General features: G+C 57.0%; 25 protein-coding genes. 10 read left to right on the forward strand and 15 right to left on the reverse strand.

All coding sequences use genetic code 11. The features are described from left to right. Nucleotides 1-6 precede the first annotated feature (6 nt). The 5 genes from AC1RDJ_RS14825 to AC1RDJ_RS14845 all read left to right on the forward strand — a co-directional run bounded on the left by AC1RDJ_RS14825 (nucleotide 7) and on the right by AC1RDJ_RS14845 (nucleotide 6,995). Nucleotides 7-1,227 carry a TolC family protein gene (locus AC1RDJ_RS14825; RefSeq protein WP_493027866.1) on the forward strand — a complete coding sequence of 407 codons (1,221 nt, stop codon included), beginning with the start codon at nucleotides 7-9 and terminating at the stop codon, nucleotides 1,225-1,227. Beyond that, nucleotides 1,224-2,744, forward strand: coding sequence for an efflux RND transporter periplasmic adaptor subunit (locus AC1RDJ_RS14830; protein ID WP_493027867.1), 1,521 nt, complete (start codon nucleotides 1,224-1,226; stop codon nucleotides 2,742-2,744). The genes AC1RDJ_RS14825 and AC1RDJ_RS14830 overlap by 4 nt, the downstream gene beginning before the upstream one ends. After that, nucleotides 2,741-5,905, forward strand: a complete 3,165-nt coding sequence (locus AC1RDJ_RS14835; RefSeq protein WP_493027868.1) for an efflux RND transporter permease subunit — start codon at nucleotides 2,741-2,743, stop codon at nucleotides 5,903-5,905. Before AC1RDJ_RS14830 ends, AC1RDJ_RS14835 begins: the two co-directional genes overlap by 4 nt. Before the next feature lie 75 nt (nucleotides 5,906-5,980). Then, nucleotides 5,981-6,385, forward strand: a complete 405-nt coding sequence (locus tag AC1RDJ_RS14840) for a copper-binding protein (protein WP_493027869.1) — start codon at nucleotides 5,981-5,983, stop codon at nucleotides 6,383-6,385. A gap of 346 nt (nucleotides 6,386-6,731) precedes the next feature. Continuing rightward, nucleotides 6,732-6,995 carry an HNH endonuclease gene (locus AC1RDJ_RS14845; RefSeq protein WP_493027934.1) on the forward strand — a complete coding sequence of 88 codons (264 nt, stop codon included), beginning with the start codon at nucleotides 6,732-6,734 and terminating at the stop codon, nucleotides 6,993-6,995. Between the two features lie 297 nt (nucleotides 6,996-7,292). Here AC1RDJ_RS14845 and AC1RDJ_RS14850 read toward each other — a convergent pair whose 3' ends face one another. Beyond that, on the reverse strand, nucleotides 7,293-7,688 hold the full coding sequence (locus AC1RDJ_RS14850; RefSeq protein WP_092797984.1) for an ACT domain-containing protein: 396 nt from the start codon (nucleotides 7,686-7,688) through the stop codon (nucleotides 7,293-7,295). A gap of 625 nt (nucleotides 7,689-8,313) precedes the next feature. Then, a complete protein-coding gene (locus AC1RDJ_RS14855; RefSeq protein ID WP_092797983.1) occupies nucleotides 8,314-9,210 on the reverse strand; it encodes a LysR family transcriptional regulator in 897 nt (298 codons plus the stop codon). A 130-nt stretch (nucleotides 9,211-9,340) separates the two neighbouring features. On the opposite strand from AC1RDJ_RS14855, the gene AC1RDJ_RS14860 reads away from it, so the two are divergent. From AC1RDJ_RS14860 to AC1RDJ_RS14875, 4 genes are all read left to right on the forward strand, one after another. Further along, a complete protein-coding gene (locus tag AC1RDJ_RS14860; protein ID WP_493027870.1) occupies nucleotides 9,341-10,321 on the forward strand; it encodes an aldo/keto reductase in 981 nt (326 codons plus the stop codon). 80 nt (nucleotides 10,322-10,401) lie between these two features. Continuing rightward, complete coding sequence (locus AC1RDJ_RS14865) at nucleotides 10,402-11,175, forward strand: SDR family oxidoreductase (protein WP_092797981.1); 774 nt, start codon at nucleotides 10,402-10,404, stop codon at nucleotides 11,173-11,175. Nucleotides 11,176-11,185: 10 nt separating this feature from the next. After that, the gene (locus AC1RDJ_RS14870; RefSeq protein ID WP_493027871.1) at nucleotides 11,186-11,497 is read left to right on the forward strand and encodes a putative quinol monooxygenase; all 312 of its coding nucleotides are present in this window, start codon (nucleotides 11,186-11,188) and stop codon (nucleotides 11,495-11,497) included. 21 nt (nucleotides 11,498-11,518) lie between these two features. Then, a complete protein-coding gene (locus tag AC1RDJ_RS14875) occupies nucleotides 11,519-12,247 on the forward strand; it encodes a carboxymuconolactone decarboxylase family protein (protein WP_493027872.1) in 729 nt (242 codons plus the stop codon). 242 nt (nucleotides 12,248-12,489) lie between these two features. Here the strand turns inward: AC1RDJ_RS14875 and AC1RDJ_RS14880 are convergent, their stop codons facing one another. The 10 genes from AC1RDJ_RS14880 to AC1RDJ_RS14925 all read right to left on the reverse strand — a co-directional run bounded on the left by AC1RDJ_RS14880 (nucleotide 12,490) and on the right by AC1RDJ_RS14925 (nucleotide 18,230). Then, entirely contained in the window at nucleotides 12,490-12,894 is a 405-nt protein-coding gene (locus tag AC1RDJ_RS14880) for a hypothetical protein (protein ID WP_493027874.1), read from the reverse strand. A gap of 52 nt (nucleotides 12,895-12,946) precedes the next feature. Next, nucleotides 12,947-13,423: a hypothetical protein gene (locus tag AC1RDJ_RS14885; RefSeq protein WP_493027875.1), complete on the reverse strand. Its 477-nt coding sequence runs from the start codon at nucleotides 13,421-13,423 to the stop codon at nucleotides 12,947-12,949. Nucleotides 13,424-13,436: 13 nt separating this feature from the next. Then, nucleotides 13,437-13,592: a hypothetical protein gene (locus AC1RDJ_RS14890; RefSeq protein WP_493027876.1), complete on the reverse strand. Its 156-nt coding sequence runs from the start codon at nucleotides 13,590-13,592 to the stop codon at nucleotides 13,437-13,439. Between the two features lie 40 nt (nucleotides 13,593-13,632). Further along, complete coding sequence (locus AC1RDJ_RS14895; RefSeq protein ID WP_086144832.1) at nucleotides 13,633-14,250, reverse strand: hypothetical protein; 618 nt, start codon at nucleotides 14,248-14,250, stop codon at nucleotides 13,633-13,635. Between the two features lie 838 nt (nucleotides 14,251-15,088). Continuing rightward, complete coding sequence (locus AC1RDJ_RS14900) at nucleotides 15,089-15,310, reverse strand: hypothetical protein (RefSeq protein WP_493027877.1); 222 nt, start codon at nucleotides 15,308-15,310, stop codon at nucleotides 15,089-15,091. 115 nt (nucleotides 15,311-15,425) lie between these two features. Next, a complete protein-coding gene (locus AC1RDJ_RS14905; RefSeq protein WP_070259160.1) occupies nucleotides 15,426-15,848 on the reverse strand; it encodes a hypothetical protein in 423 nt (140 codons plus the stop codon). A 175-nt stretch (nucleotides 15,849-16,023) separates the two neighbouring features. Continuing rightward, nucleotides 16,024-16,332 carry a MafI2 family immunity protein gene (locus tag AC1RDJ_RS14910; RefSeq protein ID WP_493027878.1) on the reverse strand — a complete coding sequence of 103 codons (309 nt, stop codon included), beginning with the start codon at nucleotides 16,330-16,332 and terminating at the stop codon, nucleotides 16,024-16,026. Between the two features lie 74 nt (nucleotides 16,333-16,406). Beyond that, nucleotides 16,407-16,712 carry a hypothetical protein gene (locus AC1RDJ_RS14915; RefSeq protein ID WP_493027879.1) on the reverse strand — a complete coding sequence of 102 codons (306 nt, stop codon included), beginning with the start codon at nucleotides 16,710-16,712 and terminating at the stop codon, nucleotides 16,407-16,409. Between the two features lie 747 nt (nucleotides 16,713-17,459). Further along, nucleotides 17,460-17,723, reverse strand: a complete 264-nt coding sequence (locus AC1RDJ_RS14920) for a hypothetical protein (protein WP_099411750.1) — start codon at nucleotides 17,721-17,723, stop codon at nucleotides 17,460-17,462. 150 nt (nucleotides 17,724-17,873) lie between these two features. Next, nucleotides 17,874-18,230 (reverse strand): hypothetical protein, encoded by a 357-nt coding sequence (locus AC1RDJ_RS14925; RefSeq protein ID WP_493027880.1) that lies wholly within the window; start codon nucleotides 18,228-18,230, stop codon nucleotides 17,874-17,876. Nucleotides 18,231-18,878: 648 nt separating this feature from the next. Here AC1RDJ_RS14925 and AC1RDJ_RS14930 point away from each other — a divergent pair. Beyond that, nucleotides 18,879-19,400, forward strand: a complete 522-nt coding sequence (locus AC1RDJ_RS14930) for a hypothetical protein (protein ID WP_493027881.1) — start codon at nucleotides 18,879-18,881, stop codon at nucleotides 19,398-19,400. Between the two features lie 614 nt (nucleotides 19,401-20,014). On the opposite strand, the gene AC1RDJ_RS14935 is transcribed toward AC1RDJ_RS14930, so the two are convergent. From AC1RDJ_RS14935 to AC1RDJ_RS14945, 3 genes are all read right to left on the reverse strand, one after another. After that, entirely contained in the window at nucleotides 20,015-20,593 is a 579-nt protein-coding gene (locus AC1RDJ_RS14935) for a hypothetical protein (RefSeq protein ID WP_493027882.1), read from the reverse strand. Nucleotides 20,594-20,601: 8 nt separating this feature from the next. Further along, nucleotides 20,602-20,832 (reverse strand): hypothetical protein, encoded by a 231-nt coding sequence (locus tag AC1RDJ_RS14940; RefSeq protein ID WP_139248315.1) that lies wholly within the window; start codon nucleotides 20,830-20,832, stop codon nucleotides 20,602-20,604. A 238-nt stretch (nucleotides 20,833-21,070) separates the two neighbouring features. Further along, entirely contained in the window at nucleotides 21,071-24,220 is a 3,150-nt protein-coding gene (locus tag AC1RDJ_RS14945) for an error-prone DNA polymerase (protein ID WP_493027883.1), read from the reverse strand.

Below are 24,220 nucleotides of genomic sequence, written 5' to 3' on the forward strand. Positions count from 1 at the left end.
TTGCCCTTGCTGGCAGCGGCCGCGCCGCATCCACTGACTTTCAACGAGGCGCTGCGGCAGGCCGTCGCCCGCTCGCGGCAGCTGCCTGCGCAAGACCAAGCGGTGACCGCCGCGCAGCAAATGGCCATCGCGGTTGGGCAGCGGCCCGATCCCGTCCTCAAGGCTGGCATCGACAACCTTCCGCTGAGCGGCCACGACCGTTTTAATTTGAATAGCGATGCCATGACCATGCGGCGCATCGGCATCGCGCAGGAACTGACCAGCACCGATAAATTGCACTGGCGCGCTGTCCGCCAGGAACGCGAAGCGGGCAAGGCACAGGCACAGAAGCAGGTGGCCCTGGCCGCCATCGAGCGCGAGACAGCAATCGCCTGGCTGAACGTGTATTACAACCGGAAGGTGGCCACCGTGCTGGCCAAGCAGCTGGAGCTGTCGCGCCAGGAAATCGACGCTGCCGAGGCCGCTTATCGCGGCGGGCGCGGCAGCCAGGCCGATCTGTTGGCCGCGCGCGCCGCCCTGTTTGTGCTGGAAGACCGCGGCAGTCAGTCCCGGCGTGACCTCGACGTGGCCGCCAATGTGCTGGCCCGCTGGACGGGATACGAAAGCGAATTGGCAGAATCCGACTTGCCGGACCTGGACAACATCGGCCTCGATCCGGCCATACTCGACGCCCAAAGCGCGCGCCGCCCGCAGATCGCCGTGCTGGCGCGGCAGGAAGAGGCAGCGCAAGCTGATGTGCACCTGGCGCAGGCGAACCGCCATGCGGACTGGAGCGTCGAGGTAGCCTTCCAGCAACGCGGCAGCGCCTACGGCAACATGCTTTCCGTGGGCCTGTCGCTCCCCCTGCAGTGGGACCGTCCGCAACGCCAGGACCGCGACCTGGCGGCGAAACTGGCCTTGGCCGAGCAGGCGAAGGATGAGCGCGAAGAAGCCATGCGCGACGATGCCGCCACCACCCATGCCTTACTCATCGCCTGGAAGAATGGGCGTGAACGTACCGAGCGCTACACGCGGCAACTGCTGCCCGTGCTGGAACAGCGCAGCGAAGCTGCCCTGGCAGCCTACCGGGGTGGAAAGGGCACGCTGGCCGACGTGCTGGCCGCCCGGCGCGGCACGATGGATGCACGTATTGAATTGGTACGACTGCAGATGGACACTGCCCAGCGCTGGGCGCAACTGCGTTTCCTCTTTCCTGACACCCAGCAAGACCTGGAGCACCCGCAATGAGCAATAAAAAAACACTCGCCATCGTCACCGTGCTGGCAGCCAGCTTTGCCGCCGTCGGCTACTCCGCCTATCAGTTCGGCGCTGCCAACGGCACCCACGCTGCACCGGCAGTTGCCAGCAGCAGGACGCCGCTGTACTGGCACGACCCCATGGTGCCGGGCCAGAAGTTCGACAAGCCAGGCAAATCACCGTTCATGGACATGCAGCTGGTTCCTGTCTATGCAGACAGCGATGCCGCCAACGATGACAGCCGCAGCATCCGCATCGATCCCCGCGTGCAGCAAAATTTGGGCGTGCGTACGGTGCTCGTCACTTCGGGCGCACTGTCCGTACCGCTGGCGGCCGTCGGCAACGTGGCCTACAACGAGCGTGACGTGGCCGTCGTGCAGGCGCGCAGCGGCGGCTTCCTTGAGCGCCTGGCCGTGCGCGCGCCGTTCGACCCCGTGCGCAAAGGCCAGGCTTTGGCTGAACTGTATGTACCGGACTGGATCGCCGCGCAAGAAGAATTCCTCGCCGCCCGCCGCATGCGGGGCGATGGTGCGGCTGGCCTGGCTGATGCAGCCCGCCAGCGCATGCGCCTGGCAGGCATGGACGAGGCGCAGATCCGCCTGGTGGAAACGAGCGGCACCGTACACGCGCGGCTGACGGTGATGGCACCCATCGGCGGCGTCATTGCCGAGCTGGCGGCCCGCGAAGGCATGACGGTCACCGCCGGCGCACCGTTGTTCCGCATCAACGGCCTGGCCAACGTGTGGGTTAACGCCGAACTGCCCGAGAGCGCTGCGGCCACGGTGCGTCCAGGCACGCCGGTCGAAGCACGCGCGCAGGCGCTGCCCGGCAAGGTTTTCCATGGCAAGGTCAGCGTGATCTTGCCTGAAGTGAACGCAGCTACCCGCACCGTGACGGCCCGCATCGAGTTGGCCAATCCTGGCAGCCAGTTGCTGCCCGGCATGTTTACAACGCTCAATTTCGCGCCTGGGGCGGCTACCGACGTTCTGCTGCTGCCCTCGGAAGCTGTAATTCAGACGGGTACGCGCAAGGTCGTCATGCTGGCCGGGGAGGGCGGCCGCTTTACTCCGATCGAGGTGCAAACCGGTGCCGAGGGCAATGGCATGACGGAAATCCGTACAGGGTTGGCTGCCGGGCAGAAAGTGGTGGTATCGGGCCAGTTCCTCGTCGATTCCGAAGCCAGCCTGAAGGGCACCATCACGCGCATGGGCGGCATGCCTGCGGCCGACGCGACGCCCGCCGTGGCGCAACATCACGCGGCGGGCACGGTGGAGCAGGTCGGCCCGCAAGACATCACCATTTCCCACGGCCCTGTCGCGTCGCTGCAATGGGGACCAATGACGATGGCGTTCAAGCTGCCGTCGGGTGGTTTGCCGGCGCAGCTCCGCGTGGGAGACAAGGTGGACTTTGCTTTCAGCAAGGGCGCGCAGGGCGGCTTCGTCATCACAGCCATCCGGCCCGCCGCCGCATCCATGGGCAGCATGGCGATGCCGGGAGGCAAGCCATGATTGCCAAGCTGATACGCTGGTCCATAGGCAACCGCTTCCTCGTCCTGCTGGCGACTATTTTCCTGGCGGCCTGGGGCGCCTGGTCGTTGGCGCACACGCCGCTCGACGCGATCCCCGACCTGTCCGACACGCAAGTCATTGTGCGCACCAGCTATCCGGGACAGGCGCCACAGATCGTCGAAAACCAGGTCACGTATCCGTTGACGACCACGATGCTATCGGTACCGGGCGCAAAAAGCGTGCGCGGCTATTCCTTTTTCGGCGATTCCTTCGTCTACATCCTGTTCGAGGATGGCACGGACCCGTACTGGGCAAGGTCGCGCGTCCTGGAATATCTGAGTCAAGTGCAGTCGCGTCTGCCGGCGCAGGCGAAGACGGCGCTGGGACCGGATGCCACGGGCGTGGGCTGGATCTACGAGTATGCGCTGGTCGACCGCAGCGCCAAGCAGGACCTGTCGCAACTGCGCGCTCTGCAGGACTGGTTCCTCAAGTTCGAGCTCAAGGCGCTGCCGAACGTGTCGGAAGTGGCCAGCATTGGCGGCATGGTGCGCCAGTACCAGATCGTGCTGGATCCAGACAAGCTGCGCGCCTACGGCATTCCACACGGGAAGGTGATTGCCGCCGTGCAGCGCGCCAACCAGGAAACGGGTGGTGCCGTGCTGGAACTGGGCGAGGCGGAATACATGGTACGTGCCTCGGGCTATCTGCAGTCGCTCGATGATTTCCGCAAGATTCCTCTGGCAACGACGGACGCGGGCGTGTCAGTACGCCTGGGCGACGTGGCCACGGTGCAGCTGGGGCCAGAAATGCGGCGCGGCATTGCGGAACTGAACGGCGAGGGCGAAGTGGCGGGTGGCGTGATCATTATGCGCTCGGGCAAGAATGCGCTGGAAACCATTGCCGCTGTGAAAGCCAAGCTGGCCGTACTGAAAGCGGGCTTACCGCCCGGCGTGGAGATTGTGTCCGTGTATGACCGATCCAGCCTGATCCAGCGCGCCGTGGGCAATTTGCAGCAAAAGCTGATCGAGGAATTCATCGTCGTGGCCCTTGTCTGCGCCGTGTTCCTGTTTCACTTGCGCTCGGCGCTGGTGGCCATCGTCTCGCTGCCGCTGGGTATCCTGATCGCCTACATCGTCATGCATTACCAAGGCGTTAATGCCAACATCATGTCACTGGGCGGCATCGCTATCGCGATCGGCGCCATGGTTGACGCGGCCGTTGTCATGATTGAAAACGCACACAAGCATATCGAAGCCTGGCACGACGCGCACCCAGGACAGCAGTTGCAGGGTGAAACGCACTGGAACGTGATCGGCGACGCTGCCGCCGAGGTGGGCCCCGCCTTGTTCTTCTCCTTGCTGATTATCGTGTTGTCGTTCATTCCTGTGTTTAGCCTGGAAGCGCAGGAAGGGAGACTCTTCGCCCCGCTGGCGTTCACCAAGACCTATGCCATGGCGGCCGCCGCCGGCCTAGCCGTCACCCTGATCCCGGTACTCATGGGTTATCTGATCCGCGGCCGCATCCCTGCTGAGCACAGCAATCCGCTCAACCGGTGGCTGATCGCGTTGTACCGCCCTTTGCTGGACAGGGTGTTACGGCGTCCGAAAACTACCTTGCTGCTGGCGGGCCTGACTGTGCTGCTGACGGCGTGGCCGATGTCGCGCCTGGGCGGTGAATTCATGCCGCCGCTCGACGAAGGCGACCTCTTGTACATGCCATCGGCCTTGCCCGGCTTGGGAGCGGGAAAGGTGGCCGAACTGCTGCAGCAGACGGATCGCCTGATCAAGACTGTACCGGAAGTGCTGACGGTGTTCGGCAAGGCGGGCCGTGCCGAGACGGCCACGGACCCGGCACCGATGGAAATGTTCGAAACGACGATACAGTTCAAGCCGCGCGCGCAGTGGCGGGCCGGCATGACGCCCGACAAGCTGGTCGAGGTGCTGGACCGCGCCGTGCACGTGCCGGGCCTGACGAATATCTGGGTGCCGCCCATCCGCAATCGCATCGACATGCTGGCCACGGGCATCAAGAGCCCCGTCGGCATCAAGGTGGCGGGCGCCAGCTTGCAGGAAATCGACCGCATCACGGCCGGCATCGAGCATGTCGTCAAGCAGGTGCCCGGCGTGTCCTCGGCGCTGGCCGAGCGCCTGAACGGCGGGCGCTATGTCGACATCAAGATAGACCGCGACGCGGCGGCCCGCTATAGCTTGAATATTGCTGATGTGCAAAGTATCGTCGCCAGCGCCATCGGCGGTGAGAACGTCGGCGAAACGGTGGAAGGCTTGCAGCGCTTTCCCATCAGCGTGCGCTACCCGCGCGAGCTGCGCGATTCCGTCGAGAAACTGCGCGAGCTGCCCGTGCTGACGGAGCGGGGCGCGCAGATACGCCTGGGCGACGTGGCCTCCATTCGCATCGCCGATGGTCCGCCCATGCTGAAAAGCGAGAACGCGCGCTTGTCTGGCTGGGTGTACGTGGATATCCATGGGCGCGACCTGAGTTCGGCCGTGCGGGAGATGCAGCGCGCGGTCGCTGCGCAGGTCAAGTTGCCGCCCGGTTATTCGGTGTCGTGGTCGGGGCAGTTCGAATACCTGGAACGGGCCACGGCGAAGTTGAAAATCGTCGTGCCCGCCACCTTGCTGATCATTTTCGTGCTGCTGTACCTGACCTTCGGCCGCGTCGACGAAGCCGCACTGATCATGGCGACCTTGCCGTTTGCGCTGGCGGGCGGCATCTGGCTGCTGTGGCTGCTGGGCTACCACCTTTCGGTGGCCAGCGGCGTGGGCTTCATCGCACTTGCGGGAGTGTCGGCAGAATTTGGCGTGATCATGCTGCTGTACCTGAAACAGGCATGGGAGGCGAAACAGGCGCAGGGCGCGCACGGCGAGGCGGCCTTGCTGAACGCCATTCGCGAAGGCGCTGTGTTGCGCGTGCGGCCGAAAGCCATGACGGTGGCCGTCATCATTGCCGGGCTGGTGCCGGTGATGCTTGGGACGGGAACAGGATCGGAAGTGATGCAGCGCATCGCCGCACCGATGGTGGGCGGCATGATCACGGCGCCGCTGCTGTCGATGTTCGTCGTGCCAGCGGTCTACCTGTTGATTCGTCGTAAGGCGATGCGGTCTGCAATGGGCAAGCGGTTGTCTACAGATGTTGCTTACTAGGCAGGCGCAAGGTGCTCGCAGCTTGAGAGAGCTTGTGGGAGGAAATCTATTTTTTAGTTACTCAAAGGAACCATCATGAAAAACACTTTACAACTCCCTTTGCTACTGGTCATGTGTATTGCCGGTCCGGTGTTTGCACAAGCGCCAATGGCAGTGAAAGACGGAAAAATGGAACGGCCAGGTTGCCAGGCTATGAAGGGCATGGCGACCAAAGATTGCACAGAAATGATGGCCACTACCGACGCCAGTCACCGTCCTACAATCACCCATAGCGCCGTCGCCACCGTCAAGGAGGTCGATGCGGCCAAGGGCAAGGTGATCTTGGCACATGAAGCGATTCAAAGCCTGAACTGGCCACCAATGACGATGGGTTTCACAGTAAAAGATCTGGCTCTGTTTGGCAAACTGAAGGTGGGGAAGCAAGTACATGTCGACATCAAGAAAGAAGGTGCTGAATATGTTGTTGTCGGAGTAAGATAAGATCCGGTAGGAGGTGATCTCGATACGAGGTAGCACCTCCTTTAACAATGTCTATATATCGATTGCGACGAGATGATCCGAAACGATGTGATCTTGCCCCCGTATAACCAAACTCTGCTCTTTGAACCATGAGGCGATCACGAACTGGGTAAAAGAAAATGTACCAGGGCAGGTATCGTTCAATCGCTTGTGTCAGCGTTGTGAGCCGGATGCACCCTGCGATGAAGCCGCAGTCATTCGTGACGATTTTGAAAAGCGAACTCGAAAAGTGATGAGCGATGATCGCGATGCTCGACGAACTCGGTTAGCTGCAAAGAAGATCCGGAAGCCAGACGTTCGCTATGTGATGACAATAGTATTTGATCGAGATCCTGACGTAGTCGCCGAAGTTTTAGAGCGCGCATGCGGTAAATGTGAAGGCTGTGGGGCATTGGCGCCATTTATTAAAAAGGCGAATGGGGAGCCATACCTAGAAGTTCATCACATTGTCCCACTCGCAGAACATGGCGACGACATGCCCGAAAATGCACTAGCGTTATGTCCAAATTGTCATCGTCAACGACACTACGGGAAAAAGCCGTGGAGATCAATTTTCGTGGGAAGTTGTTAGTTGGGATGAAATCGACATTCGTTGTTGCGGCGCGCAGAGGCGTTGGTGCGGCAAAGAAGCACCAACGTGTGAATGAAAGCCCTGTTAAGCAAAATGGGAGATCGAGGTGTTTCGCGGCATCAGCGCGCTTTGGATATCAGCCCCCCCCGCACTGTGCACATGCGTCTCGAAATGCTTTCCGCAAGTTGGACTGTTTGACGAGTGCTGTGGCTACGTTCAAGGTGCCGGCACTTCGGCTTCGGTGATACGGGCGAGGGCTGGGCTCAGTTTGTGATCCCGTGCGATTCTGTGCACACGCTATTTTTCGTCATAGGTTATGAATCGATGTCCTGCTGCGGTCAGCAGCGGTAACGCACGTTCGAGATCGCGTCTCTGAAGCAATAGATGATCGCCGTCGAAGGTTGATACAACGAAGATGCCGATCCCGCCGCGCGAGAGCGGCTCGATAACTGACAAGACAATGCCCGTGGCGCCGAAAGCGAACGGACCGACGAAACGCCAACATACCCAATCCTGTTCGGACTGAATGCCTGCGGGTACGCGGTCGGCCCTGCAGACGATCGATAGCTCCTGGCGCGAGCGGCTGATGGTGACAAAGCCTTTTCCGTCGACCCAATCGGGAATTACCGAATCATGCGCGAGGCGGCTGACTGCATAGGAGTATGGATCTTGTTCGAGTGTTATCTGATGCATATTAATCTTTGCCCCTGGAATGATGTTGAAGCCAGCATATACGATCGGGTGGCCTCTTGTAGTGAATAGTTTTAATCATCCATTCACGACTCTGATGGTAATCCCCCCATTTTTAGATTGGACTAAAAGTAGAGGTTAAGCGGCCAAGGCAAGCTTCTGTTTTGGCGTGACACCGTCTGGTGCCATGTCGCGCTGGCCATGAGCGCAACTCAACTGCCAGCGTGCAAAGTCCCCGATCTGGCCGAGCGCACGAAGCTAATGACGGGCTAGTCTATCGTAGCCAACTGTGCCGAGGTAGCGCTCAGAAGCAGGCGCTCTGCTGTTGCCTCGGCCAGCTATGCCATCCTTCGCCGGCAGTTATGGCTAGGGAAGGCCTGCTTTTGCTAGCGCGCGGTAGGAGTGTCTGCAGGGCAGGGGAGATAGACTCAGCCCCGATCTCGCCGTTGGATCAGGCAGCTAGGAGATCGCGCGCCAGGAGTCTGGTAGGACACCCAGGCTCCAAACACGATTCATCGGTTTTTCAACGCTCAAGACCTATGGATCAGGAGAGTCCAAGCGACCGATGGCGTTTTACCCTAATGGCACCGTCCGCTTCCACCCGGTAGCGGTCGTTCGCCACTTCTGCTTATTTGGCCTTCAAACGCAGCGCGTCTAGCACAAGCAAAAACGCCTGCGACGCATTGCGCCGGCTCGGATAGTACAAATGGTAGCCGGGATAGGTCGGACGCCAGTCTTCCAGCACCTGCAACAGGTGGCCAGATGCGATGTGCCGGTCAGCAACATCCTGCGGTATATAGGCCAAGCCATACCCTTCCAGCGCAGCTGTCACGATTTCCGGCGACGTATTCAGGATGATCTGGCCTTGCACGTGAACGTTCAGCTCCTTACCTGCTTTCTCGAACTCCCATGCAAACAGCCCACCATGTGTCGGTAGGCGCAAGTTGATGCAACTGTGTTCCGTCAGGTCTTGTGGGGCCAACGGCGGTTTTCGCGCCAAAAAATAAGAAGGCGAGCCGACCACGGTCATATTGAAATCCGGGCTGATCCGCATAGCGATCATGTCCTTGGCTACCTGGTCGCCTACTCGCACACCTGCATCGAATCGTTCGGCAACGATGTCGATCAGCCCGTAGTGTATCGAAAACTCGACTTTTAGGTCTGGATAAGCGGGGAGCAGTTTGGATAGCTTCGGCCAGAGGATCGTTCGAACCGCATGATCGTGCGAACTGATCCTGATCGTGCCAGCCGGCTTGTCGCGCTCCTCACTCAGTGAAGCCAGCTCGGACTCGATGGCTTCGCAGTAGGGGCCGACGCTAGCCAACAGGCGCTCCCCAGCCTCGGTGGGTGACACACCGCGCGTCGTCCGGGTCAGTAAACGCATCCCCATCTTCGCTTCCAGCGCGCTGATCGTATGGCTCAAGGACGACTGAGATAGACCGAGCTGGGCGGCCGCCCGGGTAAAGCTGCGCTCCCGCGCAACGACGACAAACGCTGCCACATTGTTGAGATTAATTCGTTCCATTTATCGAAATTTTGCATATCAGCAATCGAAGTATATGGCTTCTCGCAGGGATCGTGCAAGCTTATAGTTCGTTCATAGGTTCTGCCGGCTACCTCCACACCTCCTTAGCCGGCACTTTCAGGAGTACGGCATGCAACAACGTAAATTGGGAAATAGTGGTTTGGAAGTGTCGGCGATCGGACTCGGTTGCATGGGTTTGACGTTTGGTTACGGCCCGGCCACCGATAAAAGTGATGGCATCGCTTTGATCCGTGCTGCTTACGAGCGCGGCGTGACCTTGTTCGATTCCGCCGAAGCGTATGGCCAGGCCAACGAAGAGATGGTCGGCGAAGCAGTCGCGCCGTTCCGCGACAAGGTCATGATCGCCACGAAGTTTGGCTTCAAGGACGGCAACCCTGCCGCAGGCCTTGACAGCCGCCCCGAACGTATCCGGCAGGTCGCCGAAGAGTCGCTCAAGCGCCTGAAAACGGACTGCATCGACCTGTTCTACCAGCACCGTGTCGATCCAAACGTGCCGATGGAAGATGTGGCTGGCGCCGTACGCGACCTGATCGCCGCGGGCAAGGTCAAGTATTTCGGTATGTGCGAAGCCGGCGTGGATGCCATCAGCCGTGCCCATGCCGTGCAGCCGGTATCGGCCCTGCAGAGCGAATACTCGATGTTCACTCGTGAGCCAGAGCACGAAATCCTGCCGCTGCTGGAAAAGCTGGGTATTGGCTTCATTCCATTCAGCCCGCTCGGGAAAGGCTTCCTGACCGGCAAGATCGATGCCGGCACGACCTTTGCAACAGGCGACGTGCGCAACAACTTGCCGCGCTTTGCCGATGAAGCCCGCGAGGCCAACCATAATCTCGTGACCCTTATCGGGGAAGTCGCCGCACGCAAGAATGCTACGCCGGCACAGGTAGCCCTGGCTTGGCTGCTGGCCCAGAAGCCGTGGATTGCGCCGATTCCTGGCACAACCAAGCTGCACCGCCTAGAAGAGAACGTCGGCGGCGCCGATGTTGTTCTCACCCCGGAAGACCTCAAGGCGCTGGCAGACGTGCTTGCAAGGGTGCCGGTACAAGGCGAGCGCTACAACGCGCAGATGATGAAGTCCATCAACCGCTAAGCAGTCCCATTTACCGCGCGTCTGGCCTGACAGTAGTCACCGCAGGGCGCGCACCGCTCTCTTCCACTCTGGGAAATATCATGGTTACAAATACCCTCAACGGGCGCATCGCGCTCGTCACTGGCGGCACGACGGGCATCGGCTTTGGCGCGGCCCAATGCCTACTCGAAGCTGGCGCCACCGTCTACATCACCGGTCGTCGCCGCGAAGTGCTCGACTCCGCCGTGGCAAAGCTGGGCAAGGGCGCCGTCGGCGTCCAGGCCGATGCGTCGGTCAAGGCGGATATGCAGCGCGTGGCCGACACCATCAAGCAGGCGCATGGCCAGCTCGACATTCTGTTCGCCAACGCAGGCGGCGGACACGCCACACCACTGGTGGAACTGACGGAAGAGCAGATCGACAGCGAGCTGTCGATCAACGTCAAAGGCGTCGTGCTGACGATGCAAACTGCCTTGTCGGTGCTGCGCGACGGTGCATCCGTCATCCTGAACGCCTCCATCACCGCCGATATGGGCCTGAAAGGCTTCAGTGTCTACGCCGCGACCAAGGCGGCAGTACGCTCGCTCGCTCGCAGCTGGACCACAGACTTGCGCGACCGCGACATCCGCGTCAACACCGTCAGCCCCGGCGTTGTTCCCACCGAGGGTTACGGTAAGGAACAGAAAATGAGCGACCAGGACGTGGCCGATTACGTGGCCCGTGTGTCCACGGAGATCCCGGCGGGACGGGTCGGCACCACGCGCGACATCGGTAATGCCGTCGTGTTCCTGGCGTCCGATGCGAACAACTACATTCGCGGCATCGACCTAATCGTCGACGGCGGCATGACGCGCGTCTACGCTGGCAAGAACTGAAAGGCGAGCCATGAACAATGCTAAATCAAACGAACGCCACATCATTTGCGAACTGCGCTGCGACTCGAAGGACCGCGAGCGCGTACGCGACCTGATTCTGCGATTCGTGGAGCCGGCACGTGCAGAGCCGGGGTGTCTGTATTACGACCTGTACCAGCGGCTCGACACGCCGAACACCTTCTTCATCCTGGACGGTTGGGTCGATGAGGCGGCGGTCAACAGTCACGCGACGCATCCCCATGTTGCCGACGTGATGAAAGAACTTGGACCGCTGTTGACTTTCGGACCGTCCATTACATTGGCCACGCGCACCAGCGATTAATCATTCATTGAAAGGCATTCCATGACAGACCTGAATCAACAAACGAACGCCGCAGCGTCGGAAGCGCGGCAAGCCACGCAGGCCATTTCACCAGCACTTGACAGCTACAGCGACAATGTCTTGTTCGGAAACTTATGGGAACGGCCGGACCTGTCGAAACGTGATCGCAGCATCGTTACGCTATCGGCCATGATCGCACGCAACCACACTGCGGAGGTTGGCTTCTATCTGAATCTCGCGCTCGACAACGGCGTGAACGCAGAGGAAATCTCCGAAATCATTACGCATCTGGCTTTCTATTCCGGTTGGGGCACAGCCATGTCGGCGGTCACCATCGCGCAACCGATCTTTGAGCGACGCTCTGTGGCTCCGGGGTCGTTACCAGGTGCGGCAGTTACTTTCCTGAAGATCGACGAGATTGCGGAAGCGCAGCGCGCGGCAATGGCGGAGCAAAGTGCTGGCAAGGTCGCACCGGGGCTAGTGCAGTTCACCACAGATACTCTTTTTAAGGACCTTTGGCTGCGCCCAGGATTGGCGCCGCGTGACCGCAGCTTAGCTACCGTCAGCGCGCTCATCGCGTCAGGGCATTTCCCCCAAATCGCCTACCACCTGAATCGCGCGATGGATAACGGCTTGACCCAGCCCCAGGCGTCCGAAGCGATCACGCACCTGGCGTTCTATGCTGGCTGGCCGAATGCGTTCTCGTCGGTGCCAGTCATGAAAGAAGTGTTCGAGAAGCGTGTGCAGTAATCATGCATAGCCGCTGCAGGGCAGGGGAGATAGACAGGCCAGACCCGATTTCGTTGGAGGATCAGGCACTACGAAATTGCAGCCCTGGTACCTGGCAGAACGCCCGGGCTCCAACACGATCCATCGATTCCTCATCTTTCAAGAACTATGGATCAGGAGTATCTAAGACCCCAATGGCACCGTCCGCTTCCGCCCCGAAGCGGTCGTTCGATCTTGCGACAAAGCTTGGTAGCTGCAAAGTTCTAAACTGCATCGGAAGCATCGTCAATCACCTTGATCATGTGTCTGCCATACGATGTATCGGGACAGCAAGCACGAAGTTCCTCAAGGAGTTTGTGCTTGGTGTCCGGCATTGCAGTAGTAATGATCAGCTTGACAAAGGAGTGAAGGGTGTTCGACTCGGCACGGCCGATGAATGTACTGATCAAGGGTGTGATGAGATCAACGAAATCGAATGCGGCAATAATTTTTGCTGCGACGACCCGCTCCCTCCATCCTTCACTGGAAGTGAGAAGCTCGCAGATTTTCCAGGCGTCGGAAATTGCCACCAGTTGTTCAATCATGCTGGCCGAACTCGCCCATCTTTCCGTGTACAGAGCGGATACAAGCTCATGAATTTTTGGATCAGATGCCGGGCGGTACGTCATTTGTCATTCTCAACATTTGTGAAGGGGTAGGTCTGCTCCTGGCCGGAATCAGTCACCAAAATTTCCAGCTAGGCTTCTTCGCAGGGGCTGTGGCTGGGCGAGCTCTAAGCTGGCGGTGTAATTGCCCCATCAAGCTTTGGTAGACCAGCATGGAGAATACCTGCAAGTTCCCGACCTTCATATCGCCGCCCAAGTAAGGATGCACTCTCCAACCTAAGCATTCGGCCTCGTCTGGCAGTAAGTTACTTCCAGCGGCAATAGGTTGCCAGTCGGCGCAAAACTCTTCGCTCAGCCATTCCTCCGACCTTTTCATACAATTGTATTGCTCGGCATTTTTGGCAATTTGCACGTAATCCCCCTCCAGCGCAGACAGTCGCCAGATTGCTCCATCAGGGGAGCCAAATACCCAGTCGGCCATTACTGTCAGGAAAAGAGGAGTATCCCGCTCGGGGACCAGCCAGGTCCATTCCGACAAAAGTGCCGAGAGGTCATACCGTTCGGCTGGAACCATAAAGGCGCGTTCGCTCATTAAGTCTTTCTCACTAAATTCCGGGTAGTACGTCGGTCTGCTTTTGGCCGGTATCGGCCGCATGAATCTCCGCCGTTTCCTCGGCCGTGGGTGAAAAGCTCCACATGTTTCCCATTGCTTCGCGATTGATGTCGTCGGCATCAATTAACACCTCATCGTCTTGCGCCATTTCCAGTCATGCATTGACTGTCCTGCAATTCATCATGTCGTCATGCATCCCATGTTTTAAAAGCCGTCCATACCGAGCGCCATGCGCCATGCGGAAGTTTGGCCTGCATGGAAAGTGACAGTCCGCCGTCACCCATACGATCGCCTGGCTTCCATTGTTTATTCTTCAGACTAAGTGCCCGTGCTCTTCCCATGTCGACAGTTTTCATGTCTTTGATGTCATAGCCGACTTCCAATACGGGATGCAGCACTTCTCCATTAGCTGTCAAATATAAAGTATCGACATGGACCTTGGGTTTGTCAAAACGTTCGTAAAGCCTTGTTGCAGCGGATTTGAAACCCTGGCCAATGGCGATGCTGATGGTCGTTGGGCCATTGCAGCCCAGAAGCGAGGCAAGCGCCCAATAATCATGATCAGCCGTGACAAGCCTGGCCAAACAGCGTTCTATCCATGCCGATTCATCAGTTCTGAATTCTTTCCAGTATGGAGAAAACGAATTTTGCAGGTAGCCAACTTCGTGCAGCGCACCGACCAGGTTAATCTGCTTGTCCACGCAGCCAATATCTTGCAACAGATGGGCTGCGGCTGCGGCGACCGCATACTCGCCTTTGGCCATGGCCTTGTCTTCGAGTTTTTTCAGTTTGGTGTTAATACTCATTCTTTTCCTGGTGCGAACGATACCGCGTTCGTTATGGTTACTGGTGGCTCCTGGAAGCGGGAGCCGCGGCATGGCTCGCGTTGACGCAAGCTTGATCGCGCGCCCCTATAAACAGGCGGGGCGCCAACGCTCCATGCCGTCCTCTTCATCGAGAATGCTTAAAGTATTATCCAAAGTCTCCATCATTCCTTTTCTGTATCCTAGAAATATCAAAACCGATGTTGCGAAGGGCTGTTTCTAGCCGTTTTGCGCCCAAGAGCATAACAAGTTGCCAATCGGAAAAACTCACACATTGTCACATGCTGGTGCGAAGGCCCGCTATGGGGGGAGCTGCTCTTCGTTAAACGTCCGCTTCTGGCCGATAGCGGCAGCAGAGCATAGCGGATTGCCAAGCAGAAATTCTCACACATTGTCACTCTGCTCTAAATGGCTGCTTCTGGCCGGTTGCAATCGTCGGTAGGTTCCGCCCCGAAGCGGACAATTTCGATCTGGCCGATGCGGACCTTAGAGGCACGCAGGTGCCCACATACAGCCAGGTACAAATGAAACAATAAGGTACGCTAAGCAAGACCAAACGCTAACGGCCACAACCCAAAGCAGTTTCTTCACCAAAGAATAGGAAAAATAGCTTACGGTGAGAACTGCAGCACCCAGTGCCAGAAAGAGGGAAATTGGCTCAATAAATTCAGGGAAGGGCCACGGCAGCCGGTACTGCCAGTACATCAGCGCGATTTTGGAGACGGGGACACATCCTGCTGCGAAAGCAAGCGCCGGGACGCTCGCATATCGAGGGCGTACTTTAAAATTCATGCTATTCCTAAATGTCCGCTGTTGGCCGTCATCGGCCAAGCCATAATGCCCATCTACCAGATAACGAAGTAAGTATGAAGTAGCTCGCCAATACGGTGATGAGAGAATCGTACAAGCTAAAACCCGTCCAAAGCTGCGGATAATACTTCAATGCCATCATGCGATTAAAGAAGTAGCCAAATGCTACCCACAGCAAAGCCGCTACCCCGACGACGCCAAGCATCCAGCGGTGAAAATTTCTGAGCTTCATTTCTATTACCTCGCTTTCAAATGAACGGCCGCTTCTGGCCGGTTGCCGTCGTTGGTCGGTTACGCCCCGAAGCAGACATAGATCTGACGCATTCGACATATGCCACCGCAGCAGATTAAGCGTCGTGATAAACAACGCCGTATGTGTCGAACATAGCTCCAGCTAGCTCGACCATGCTTAAGCCGCTGCGCTCCCAAAAAAACAGAAAGTACTCCAACTTGTCGTAAGGTGCTTCAGCGTCCATGCCGTGCAGCGCACAAATCGTGGTTCTGATACGCAACACCTCAGGGTCATCCGACATATCGCGTCCTCGGATGGTCTCCCAAAGCCTCACCCGGACAGCTAAGGCCTCGCTATCCGTTGCCGCGCCCTCAAGATATCGTTTAGCAGCCAAAACAGAAGACTGCGCGGTAACGGGTAGACATTCGATCACCCGAGCCAGGGCGTTAACCATAAAGCGTTGAGCATCACCGTGCTCTACCGGATCATCCAGATCAACGGTGGATGAAATAACATCAAAAGGATCACGGTGAGACATGCTGACTTTCTGAGTAAAGCTTAATTGATCAATTGCCGACTGTCCGCTTCTGGCCGAACCCGGCCGTTTCAGCCCAGCATAGCAGGTTGTCAGTATGAAAATCTAGCTGCAGCGTCGGCCGGCTGGATTCGCCCCAAAGCAGACATAGTCGAGCGACAGATTAAGTCATCGGTGCCTAAGCTTCTCGTCGCCGATAAACGACCCGAACAGATAGTGGTGGCCACTCCATCGGGTTCTTGCTTACAGACACGGCAACTTCATATGCGATTGGCTTCTCTTGCAGAGCTTCGAACTCGACGGCGATGTCTTCAATTTCCTCTCTGTCTTCGACTAGATCTTCCTCTAAAACAAACATGAGTTTCCACAAATTTAGGTCATGAGCGATGGCTACCATGCGGAAGTTTCGGGAGATTGCTCCGAGCAGGGCTTGGACTAGGCGCAACGTTTGCACTGCCCAAACATCGTTGGTGGATTCGGTGTTCATCTGGTCCAATGTAGGGCGCGACGTTTCAATGTGATAGCCCGCTTTTTGGCCGGTAGTGGCCTATTGATGTTGCTTCAAATTGTCAGCCGATACCAGTTAGCGATATTTTTTAACTCGTTAGCAGCCCCAAATTTCTCTGCTGCTGGTTGCAGCGAAATCAGCACTTCCGCCACTCCCGATGGAGGCTCGGTCGTATCACTGCGTCTTACCAAATCCATCGCAAACCAACAGCAGGATACGAAAGCATATTCGTTTGACTGCTTGCCTGCTAAATTCAAAACCCCGGAAATGCTACCGAATGCGTCGTTTGGGGCCAGGCCAATAAGCGCGCGCTCTCTGATCTTCGTGACAGACCACTCATCATCGCTGAGTTCGGCCATCCCCCTATCCAGTGCCTTGCAAAACTCATTTGCGACTGACACACCAACTCCTTATTTTAATTGACTCGGTCCGCTTTTGGCCGATTGCAGTCTTGAAGGTAGCCATCTACTCAGAAATAACTTTTCCTGTGCCGACAACCTGCGCGCCCTCCAATACTTCAAATACTACCCCACAGATGAGGGGTGAATAGTCTACATTGGACTGATACATCAAGACCGCGTCAGCGCACGCAGAAGCGCCAGGCATAACAAAGTCTCGGGGACCATTGAACATCGCGACTCCCAAATATTCGCCCTGCCCGACACGAAGATGCGGACGATAAATGCCTGAACAAAGGTCAGTCGCAGTTGCACGGCCGCCCTCTCGATGAGCCTTGAAATCAATTTGGACTCGAACGCTGTGCTTTTCCATTGTGTTATTTCCGATTGAGCACCGTCTGCTTCTGGCCGACAGCAGCCTTCCAATATCCTTTTCTGCGCACTTAATCAATGCCCATTTCATCCAGCCAAGATTCAACTCCGAGCTCTTTTGCGGCTTGGATAAGGCAGTTTTTTTCCTCGACGGAACATTTTTTCAACTCCGCTGAAATCTCTTCGAGTGCCGCGACATCTTCGTCCGAGGCGTCGCCGGCTCGACTATCTATATATTGTGTGGCGAATATTATGGCGCGTGCAAGTGTTTTGATATTGCCCTCCGTGAATCGAAAAATATGCTCATCGGCGTCTGTCTTTGGCCGAACTCGGCCGTTATTCCTCACATTCGTCGAGCAAAAGCAAACGCTGCACTTCTTCATCGCTCGGCTGCCAGTCAGCACCACGTTCCTCGTAAATCTTTACAAGCCCCAGTAGAGTCAATGGGTCATCAGCGACAAAAATACACGTGTCATCTTCCGCTTGATATTGTTGTTCAGCCGTCTTGTCTCGAGTTACCGCATAGCCAAGTTTGTGCAAGACTCCCAACGCAGGAGCAAGCGTGTTTCCAGCGGCTGCAATTCGAATTTTATGTTGCATTTCAATGATTCCATCATCAGTACAGATGCATTTCGTGCCAAGGGCCGTCCGCTCTTGGCCGGTAGCGGCACCAGAGCATAGCGGATTGCTAAGCAGAAAAACTCACAAATTGTCACGCTGCCGCGAATGACCGCTTGTGGCCGGTTGGAGTCACTCTGCTGATGTCATTGGGACTTCGCGGAGTATGAACCTGCTCGCCATCTGGTTCCAGCTAGCAGCCCGCCCTTGAAGAAATAACAGCTGTCCATACTCATCCATATTTGAATCTCGGTGAGTTAAGCGTAGCCATTTCTCATAAAATACTTCAAAGTCTTCCTGAGTCATTTGAGGTAAAAACTTGTCGGAATAGTCGAAGAGCGCAAGGAACTCAGTGTTAGACCGCAACGATATTGAGCACAATGGTTCAATGCCGAGCAAACCCATCAGCAACTCCAATTCGTCGTCACTGGCGAGCGTAACCGAGAAAAGCTCGGCACAGGCCGCCGCCATTAAGGCTTCAATCGACAACGACGCTGTTGCACTTGGTTCGTTTGACGATGCGAATAGATAGCTTTGAATTCTCGCCTCCACTACAGTTGAGATGATATCGACGTCCAGTAGTCCGTCTGCTTCTGGCCGAAAACGGAAGCACTATGCGGCTCTCCAAATTGATTCGAACTCTTGATGGGAAATCGCACTGTACCCTGACTCCGATAAATCGAGAGGCTTTTCTGAAATCCTGCCAAATTCGTCGCGCTCATGCTCGGCACTATAGCAAAGCAGCGGACCAGAATCGTACTGTTCAATTTGTCGGGTAACCCAGCCTGCACCATCGACTTCAAAGTACCACCAGGACGTGCCCCATGCATCGTACCTGTCACCTCTAGTCTCGTCCCAGTGTCTTTTTACGTAACTTGGCATACTTAAATTGAGTAATGAAGGGTAACGTCAGTCGTCCGCTTCTGGCCGGTTGCCGTCGTTGGCGGATGCCGCCCCAAGGCAGCCGTTCACATTTGGTGTATCCATTCCACTTGACCGTCAAGAAGTGTGACCCAAACTCGTACATCTGGAGGATCGACAACTGCCACCGTGGGGTCCGTTACTGCTGGAACGACGTAAATCGCCTCCCACCTGCTCGGCTCTTTGCGGCCAATCCGGCCAGGAAGGATGTACTCAATGGCATTTGACGACAAATATTTCTCAGCAATCCTGAGACACAGATCTTCGGTCATCGCGTTCCTTGGAAATTATCGAATGGCCGCTCCCGTTTGCGAACTCAATCGATCAATGCAACACTTTAACTTAAATGCATCATTGCAGAGTGGAAATGATGCGAAAGATAACTCGAATCGATTGCACCGCGACACGCAAATCCAGGGATTAACGCTGCAAGAGGTTTTGCCACGAAAGAGTTCATGGTGGAATCCACCGAAGCTCAAGCAACTATGGCTTCAGCGCGGCAAGAGTCCCTATAGGGCAGGGGATTGGCAGGTCGGCCTCGATCTCGTCGTTGGATCAGGCGGCTACGAGATCGCACACCAAGTGCCTGGCAGGACGCCCGGGCCCCAACACGATCTATCGGTTTTCACCTTTCAAGAACCATGGACCAGGAGAATCCAAGCTGCTGGTGGCGATTCAAATGCAAATAAAATTCACTTCGAAAGAGGGGTTGAATTACCAACTAAAGGCCATATTTAATTTTTGGCAACTTGCCAAAAATCAACACAAAGGAGAATTAAAAATGTCCTTAAGCGATCACGAGTATGTAAATTTTTCTCAAGAGCACGAGTTAAATTATCATTTGCGCAAAGTTGAAAAATCACAATCAATTGAAAATAGGAAGACCTTGGTCGTAATGGGGGTTGAGCTCAAATCAAAATTAAACGCAACTTACCTAACCCATGCACAATTTCATGCCTATGTAAAAACTCAACTTACACGATTAGGTTAAATTTGGCGCGAAACATGATACTTTGCAGTAAGCCTGTCGTCCTCCTTTTCAGGGCAACAGGCACTTACTTTCAGTGGTGCCTGTCGAAGTCCCGCGTCCTATTGGAACGTGGCGGCGAGTTTGATGGCATGTAACGTCGTCAACTAACTCTTTGAAAATACAGGTTTTCTATTGCACTCTATGAATAAGCAAAGCCTGGGCAAGCCAATCTTGCAGGATCCGCAGCAAAAAAAAGGGGGGGGCGTACTGAAAGGTAAGCTGGCCGGCTACTTCATCGGTAAAACACCCATCTTAGCCAGCAGGGTAAACCTGTCGACACTATTTCAGGCATCTCGAGAGAACCGGTGATGGCACGTCAAAGCTATTCCCGTGCCTTCGACTGATTGTCTGGTTTTCTCTCGCTGGGCTGGCCAGAGGTCGAAGGAAGCGCTTGATTCAACTTTGCATCAACCGCAGAATTTATGGCATTGAATTTCCCATACCCATATGCAATGAGAGCAACCAGGATAATCGTGAGGAAATTGGTGATGAGTGCGGCACCGACCTCGGCCATCCAGCCGTAAATTCCGCGCCGTGATGCCAATTCCGCACTGAACGATGCTAACTCGGTCGCAACCGCTTGATGTGTAGAATCAAATTTGGTGGCCAGCGTTGATTGCAAGGTATCAGCGCTAAGATCATCTAACCGTTCCTGGGTAGCCACATTCAGGAATGTGGCGGCGAGAGCCGCCGCGCGATCCTTGTAACCCTGCAATTGTGCCGGCAATACATTGAAATCATGAAACATCATGCTTTCTGCCGCCGTTGGCTCTAGTCCACCATTGGCAGCTTTTAAATTAATGATCCACTCCACTTTCGTTTGTTTGTAGAGTGAATATGCCAAGGCCCCAATAAAATCATTGGGGCCTGTCACGAGCTGATCGTATACGTACATCGCCACGGCCTAACTCAAGCAGCTAGAAGCTTGCGTGCTTTAGTCATTGCTTCGTTCATTTCTTTGGCCGAGAATGTGAGAGAAGTCCCTCTGGCTTGCCTTGCGGCAGCACCAGAAACGAGTACACCACTCTTGACAGCGGCAGGGCCAGATTGTGAAGAAATATCCGTGTCGGCACATTGCTCCATTAATTTCTTGTTGATATGCTGGGCATCCGCAGCACTAAAAACAAAAGTATGTCGCATAGCTTACCTCCTTGGTTACCTACTACTTAATCCTGACAGCATAGCACGTAAGACATACCGGTTCTTGAGCGGTTACAAGACTTAACGAGATCATCGCACTCATCCATGCTTCATGAGTGCATCGTGGCCTTAGAGCCATTGCACACAAAGTAACTAGATAGGCCACCGGTTTGCAGGCCCTGTTGGGGCGTTGCATGGTAGCTCCCTCCTGTACACGTTCGGCTCAACTGATGGGTTACTAGTGGAAATTCCTACTCTTCGTATCAAGCTGGCCGAGCAGATGCGAGCAATCCACCAGCCGCTTGGCGATCAAGTTGCGCACGCCACTCTTTGATTGCCAAATACCGTACACCCCCAAGAGTGAGGCATTCATCAGTTCGGCGCGCTGCTTTTCCACCAGCGTGGGCCAGACAATGATGTTGATGGTGCCAAATTCGTCTTCCAGGGTGAGGAAGATCACCCCTTTGGCCGTCTCCGGCCGCTGTCTTACCGTGACGATGCCGCAGCCCCTGGCTAACTGGCCGTCGCTGAAGGTGTTCAAGATATCCGACGGTACAAAGCGCATCTTGTTGAGCCGTTCACGCAGGAGAGCGAGTGGATGACGGCCCAGTGTCAGGCCGACATGCCGGTAGTCCGCCACGATGTCATCGGCTTCCGTGGGCGGCGCCAGCTCCAGCACGGGTTCGGCAATGGTCGTCGCGCGCATCAAATCCTTCTCCGGCACGCTCGCCGCGGCATCCCACATGGCCATGCGCCGGTTGCCCGTCAGCGTTACCAGGGCGTTGGCTGACGCCAGCGCCTTCATATCCCCCGCATCGAGTTGCGCGCGCATGGCAACATCGCGTGTGTTTTTGAAGGGGGCTGCAGCGCGGGCTTCTTCAATGCGCCAGGCCGCCTCTTTCACCATCCCGTTGATATTGTTTAAACCGAGGCGTACCGCCAGTCTGCCGTCCGCCATCGGCTCCAGGGATGCTTCCCATCCGCTCGTACAGACATTGACGGGTCTTACCTCGACGTCATGCCGGCGCGCGTCCTGCACCAGAGAGGAGCGGCTATAAAACCCCATGGGCTGGCTGTTGAGCAGGGCGGCCAGGAACTCGGCGGGATGATGGCACTTGAGCCAGCTGCTGGCATAGGCCAGCAGGGCAAAGCTGTGCGCATGGGATTCCGGAAAACCATATTCGGCAAAACCGCGTATCTGCCCAACAATGGAGGTGGCAAACTCGATGCTGTAGCCACGCTCGGCCATGCCGCTCATGAGCTGGTCTTCAAACTGCTCCAGGCCACCTTTTCTTTTCCAGGCGGCCATGGCGCGGCGCAGGCGGTCCGCTTCACCGGCCGTAAAACCTGCCGCCGTCATGGCGATCGACATGACTTGCTCCTGGAAGATCGGTACCCCCAGCGTGCGCCGCAGCACCGCCTCGATCTCGGGGCTGGGATACGTCACTGCCTCCAGGCCCTGGCGCCGGCGCAAATACGGATTGATCATGCCGCCCTGGATGGGGCCTGGCCGGATGATGGCCACCTCAATGACCAGGTCATAGAACTCGCGCGGCTGCATGCGCGGCAGCATGGACATCTGCGCTCGCGATTCGATCTGAAACACGCCGACGGTGTCCGCTTGAGAGATCATCTGGTAAGTGGCGGCATCCTCGTGGGGGATATCGCCCAATTCAAAACGTTCGCCACGCTGCTCCGAGATCAAAGCCAGTGCGCGGGCGATACACGACAGCATGCCCAGCGCCAGGATGTCGATTTTTAGCAGGCCCAGTTCATCGATGTCATCCTTATCCCATTGAATCACGGTGCGCTCGGGCATGGCGGCGTTTTCAATGGGTACCAGGCGGGAGAGGGGGCCGCGCGAAATGACGAAGCCGCCCGGGTGCTGGGAAAGATGACGTGGAAAACGCATCAGGCGCTCGGCAATTGCCGCCCACTTCTCGGCGATGGGGGAGTGCGGATCGAGTCCGCAGGTAATAAGGCGCTGCTGCAGATCGGCCCGCCCACCCCAGCTATGCGAGGCTTTGGCAACCTTGTCGATTACCGATAAATCCACACCCAGCGCCCGACCCACATCGCGCAAGACACTGCGCGGGCGGTAGGAAATGACGACGGCCGTTAAGGCGGCACGCATGCGGCCATACTTGCGATAGATGTATTGAATCACCTCCTCGCGGCGCTGGTGCTCGAAGTCGACATCGATGTCGGGCGGCTCATCGCGCTCGCGCGAGATAAAGCGCTCGAAAAGGAGGGTGCCGCGCGAGGGATCGACTTCGGTGATGCCGAGGCAGTAGCACACGGCCGAATTGGCCGCCGATCCGCGCCCCTGGCAGAGGATTTTTTGCGAGCGGGCGAAGCGCACGATGTCGAATACCGTCAGAAAATAGGGTTCATATTGCATGTCGCCAATGAGTTCCAGCTCATATTCCAGCTGGGCCTGCACGTTGTCCGGAATGGCGTGCGGGTAGCGCCAGTGCGCCCCGATATACGCCTGCTCGCGCAGGTAGCTGGCCGGGGTCTGTCCCTCTGGCACAATCTCGCCTGGATATTCATAGCGCAGCTCATCGAGCGAAAAAGTGCAGCGCTGCGCCACGCGCAGGGTTTCATCCAGGGCGTCGCGCGGATACAGGTTGCCCAGCCGTAGGCGCGAGCGCAGATGCGCTTCGGCATTCGACGCAAGCTGATAGCCGCACTGCGCCACCGACGTATTCAGACGAATCGCGGTCATGGTGTCCTGGATGATTTTCATTGAGCGCAGGTGCATGACGACGTCGCCCGTGGCCACTACCGGCAGGCTGAATTCGGCGCCGATGGCTTCGACCATGGCGCGGTGCCGGTCATCCTTGGCCCGGTGGTGCAACGTCAAGGCGACGCGCGCGCGCCCCGGTGCGCTACGCACCAGCCATTCGGCTTGCCGCTCGATCTCTTCATAGGGGGCGTTATATTTGGGGCACAGGATGAGCTGGCAGCCCGGCAGCCCTTTTAAGTGGGCGAGAGGGGCGGTGGGGTTGGCAATGTCGCGTGGCCACACCAGGTAACTTCCCTTGTCGGCGCGCGTGCGCGCAGCGGTAATGAGTTCGCTCAAGTTGCCATAGCCGTCGCGGTCCATGGCCAGGATCAGCACAGTGAAGGATGGGGTGCCGTCCTCCGGTGTCACCCTCATCTGGCTGCCAATGATGAGGTGGATGTTCCACTCCCTCGCCGCCACATGCGCCTTGACCACGCCGGCCAGGGAACATTCGTCAGCCATGGCGATGGCCTGGTATCCCAGCTGAGCCGCGCGTGCCACCAGCTGGTCGGGTGGAGAGGCGCCGTGCAGAAAGGAGTAATGGCTCATGCACTGCAGCTCGGCATAGTCCGGCAGCGTGGAAACTGGCGGCTGGACCAT

The organism is Janthinobacterium sp. GW822-FHT07H10 (genome assembly GCF_058798675.1).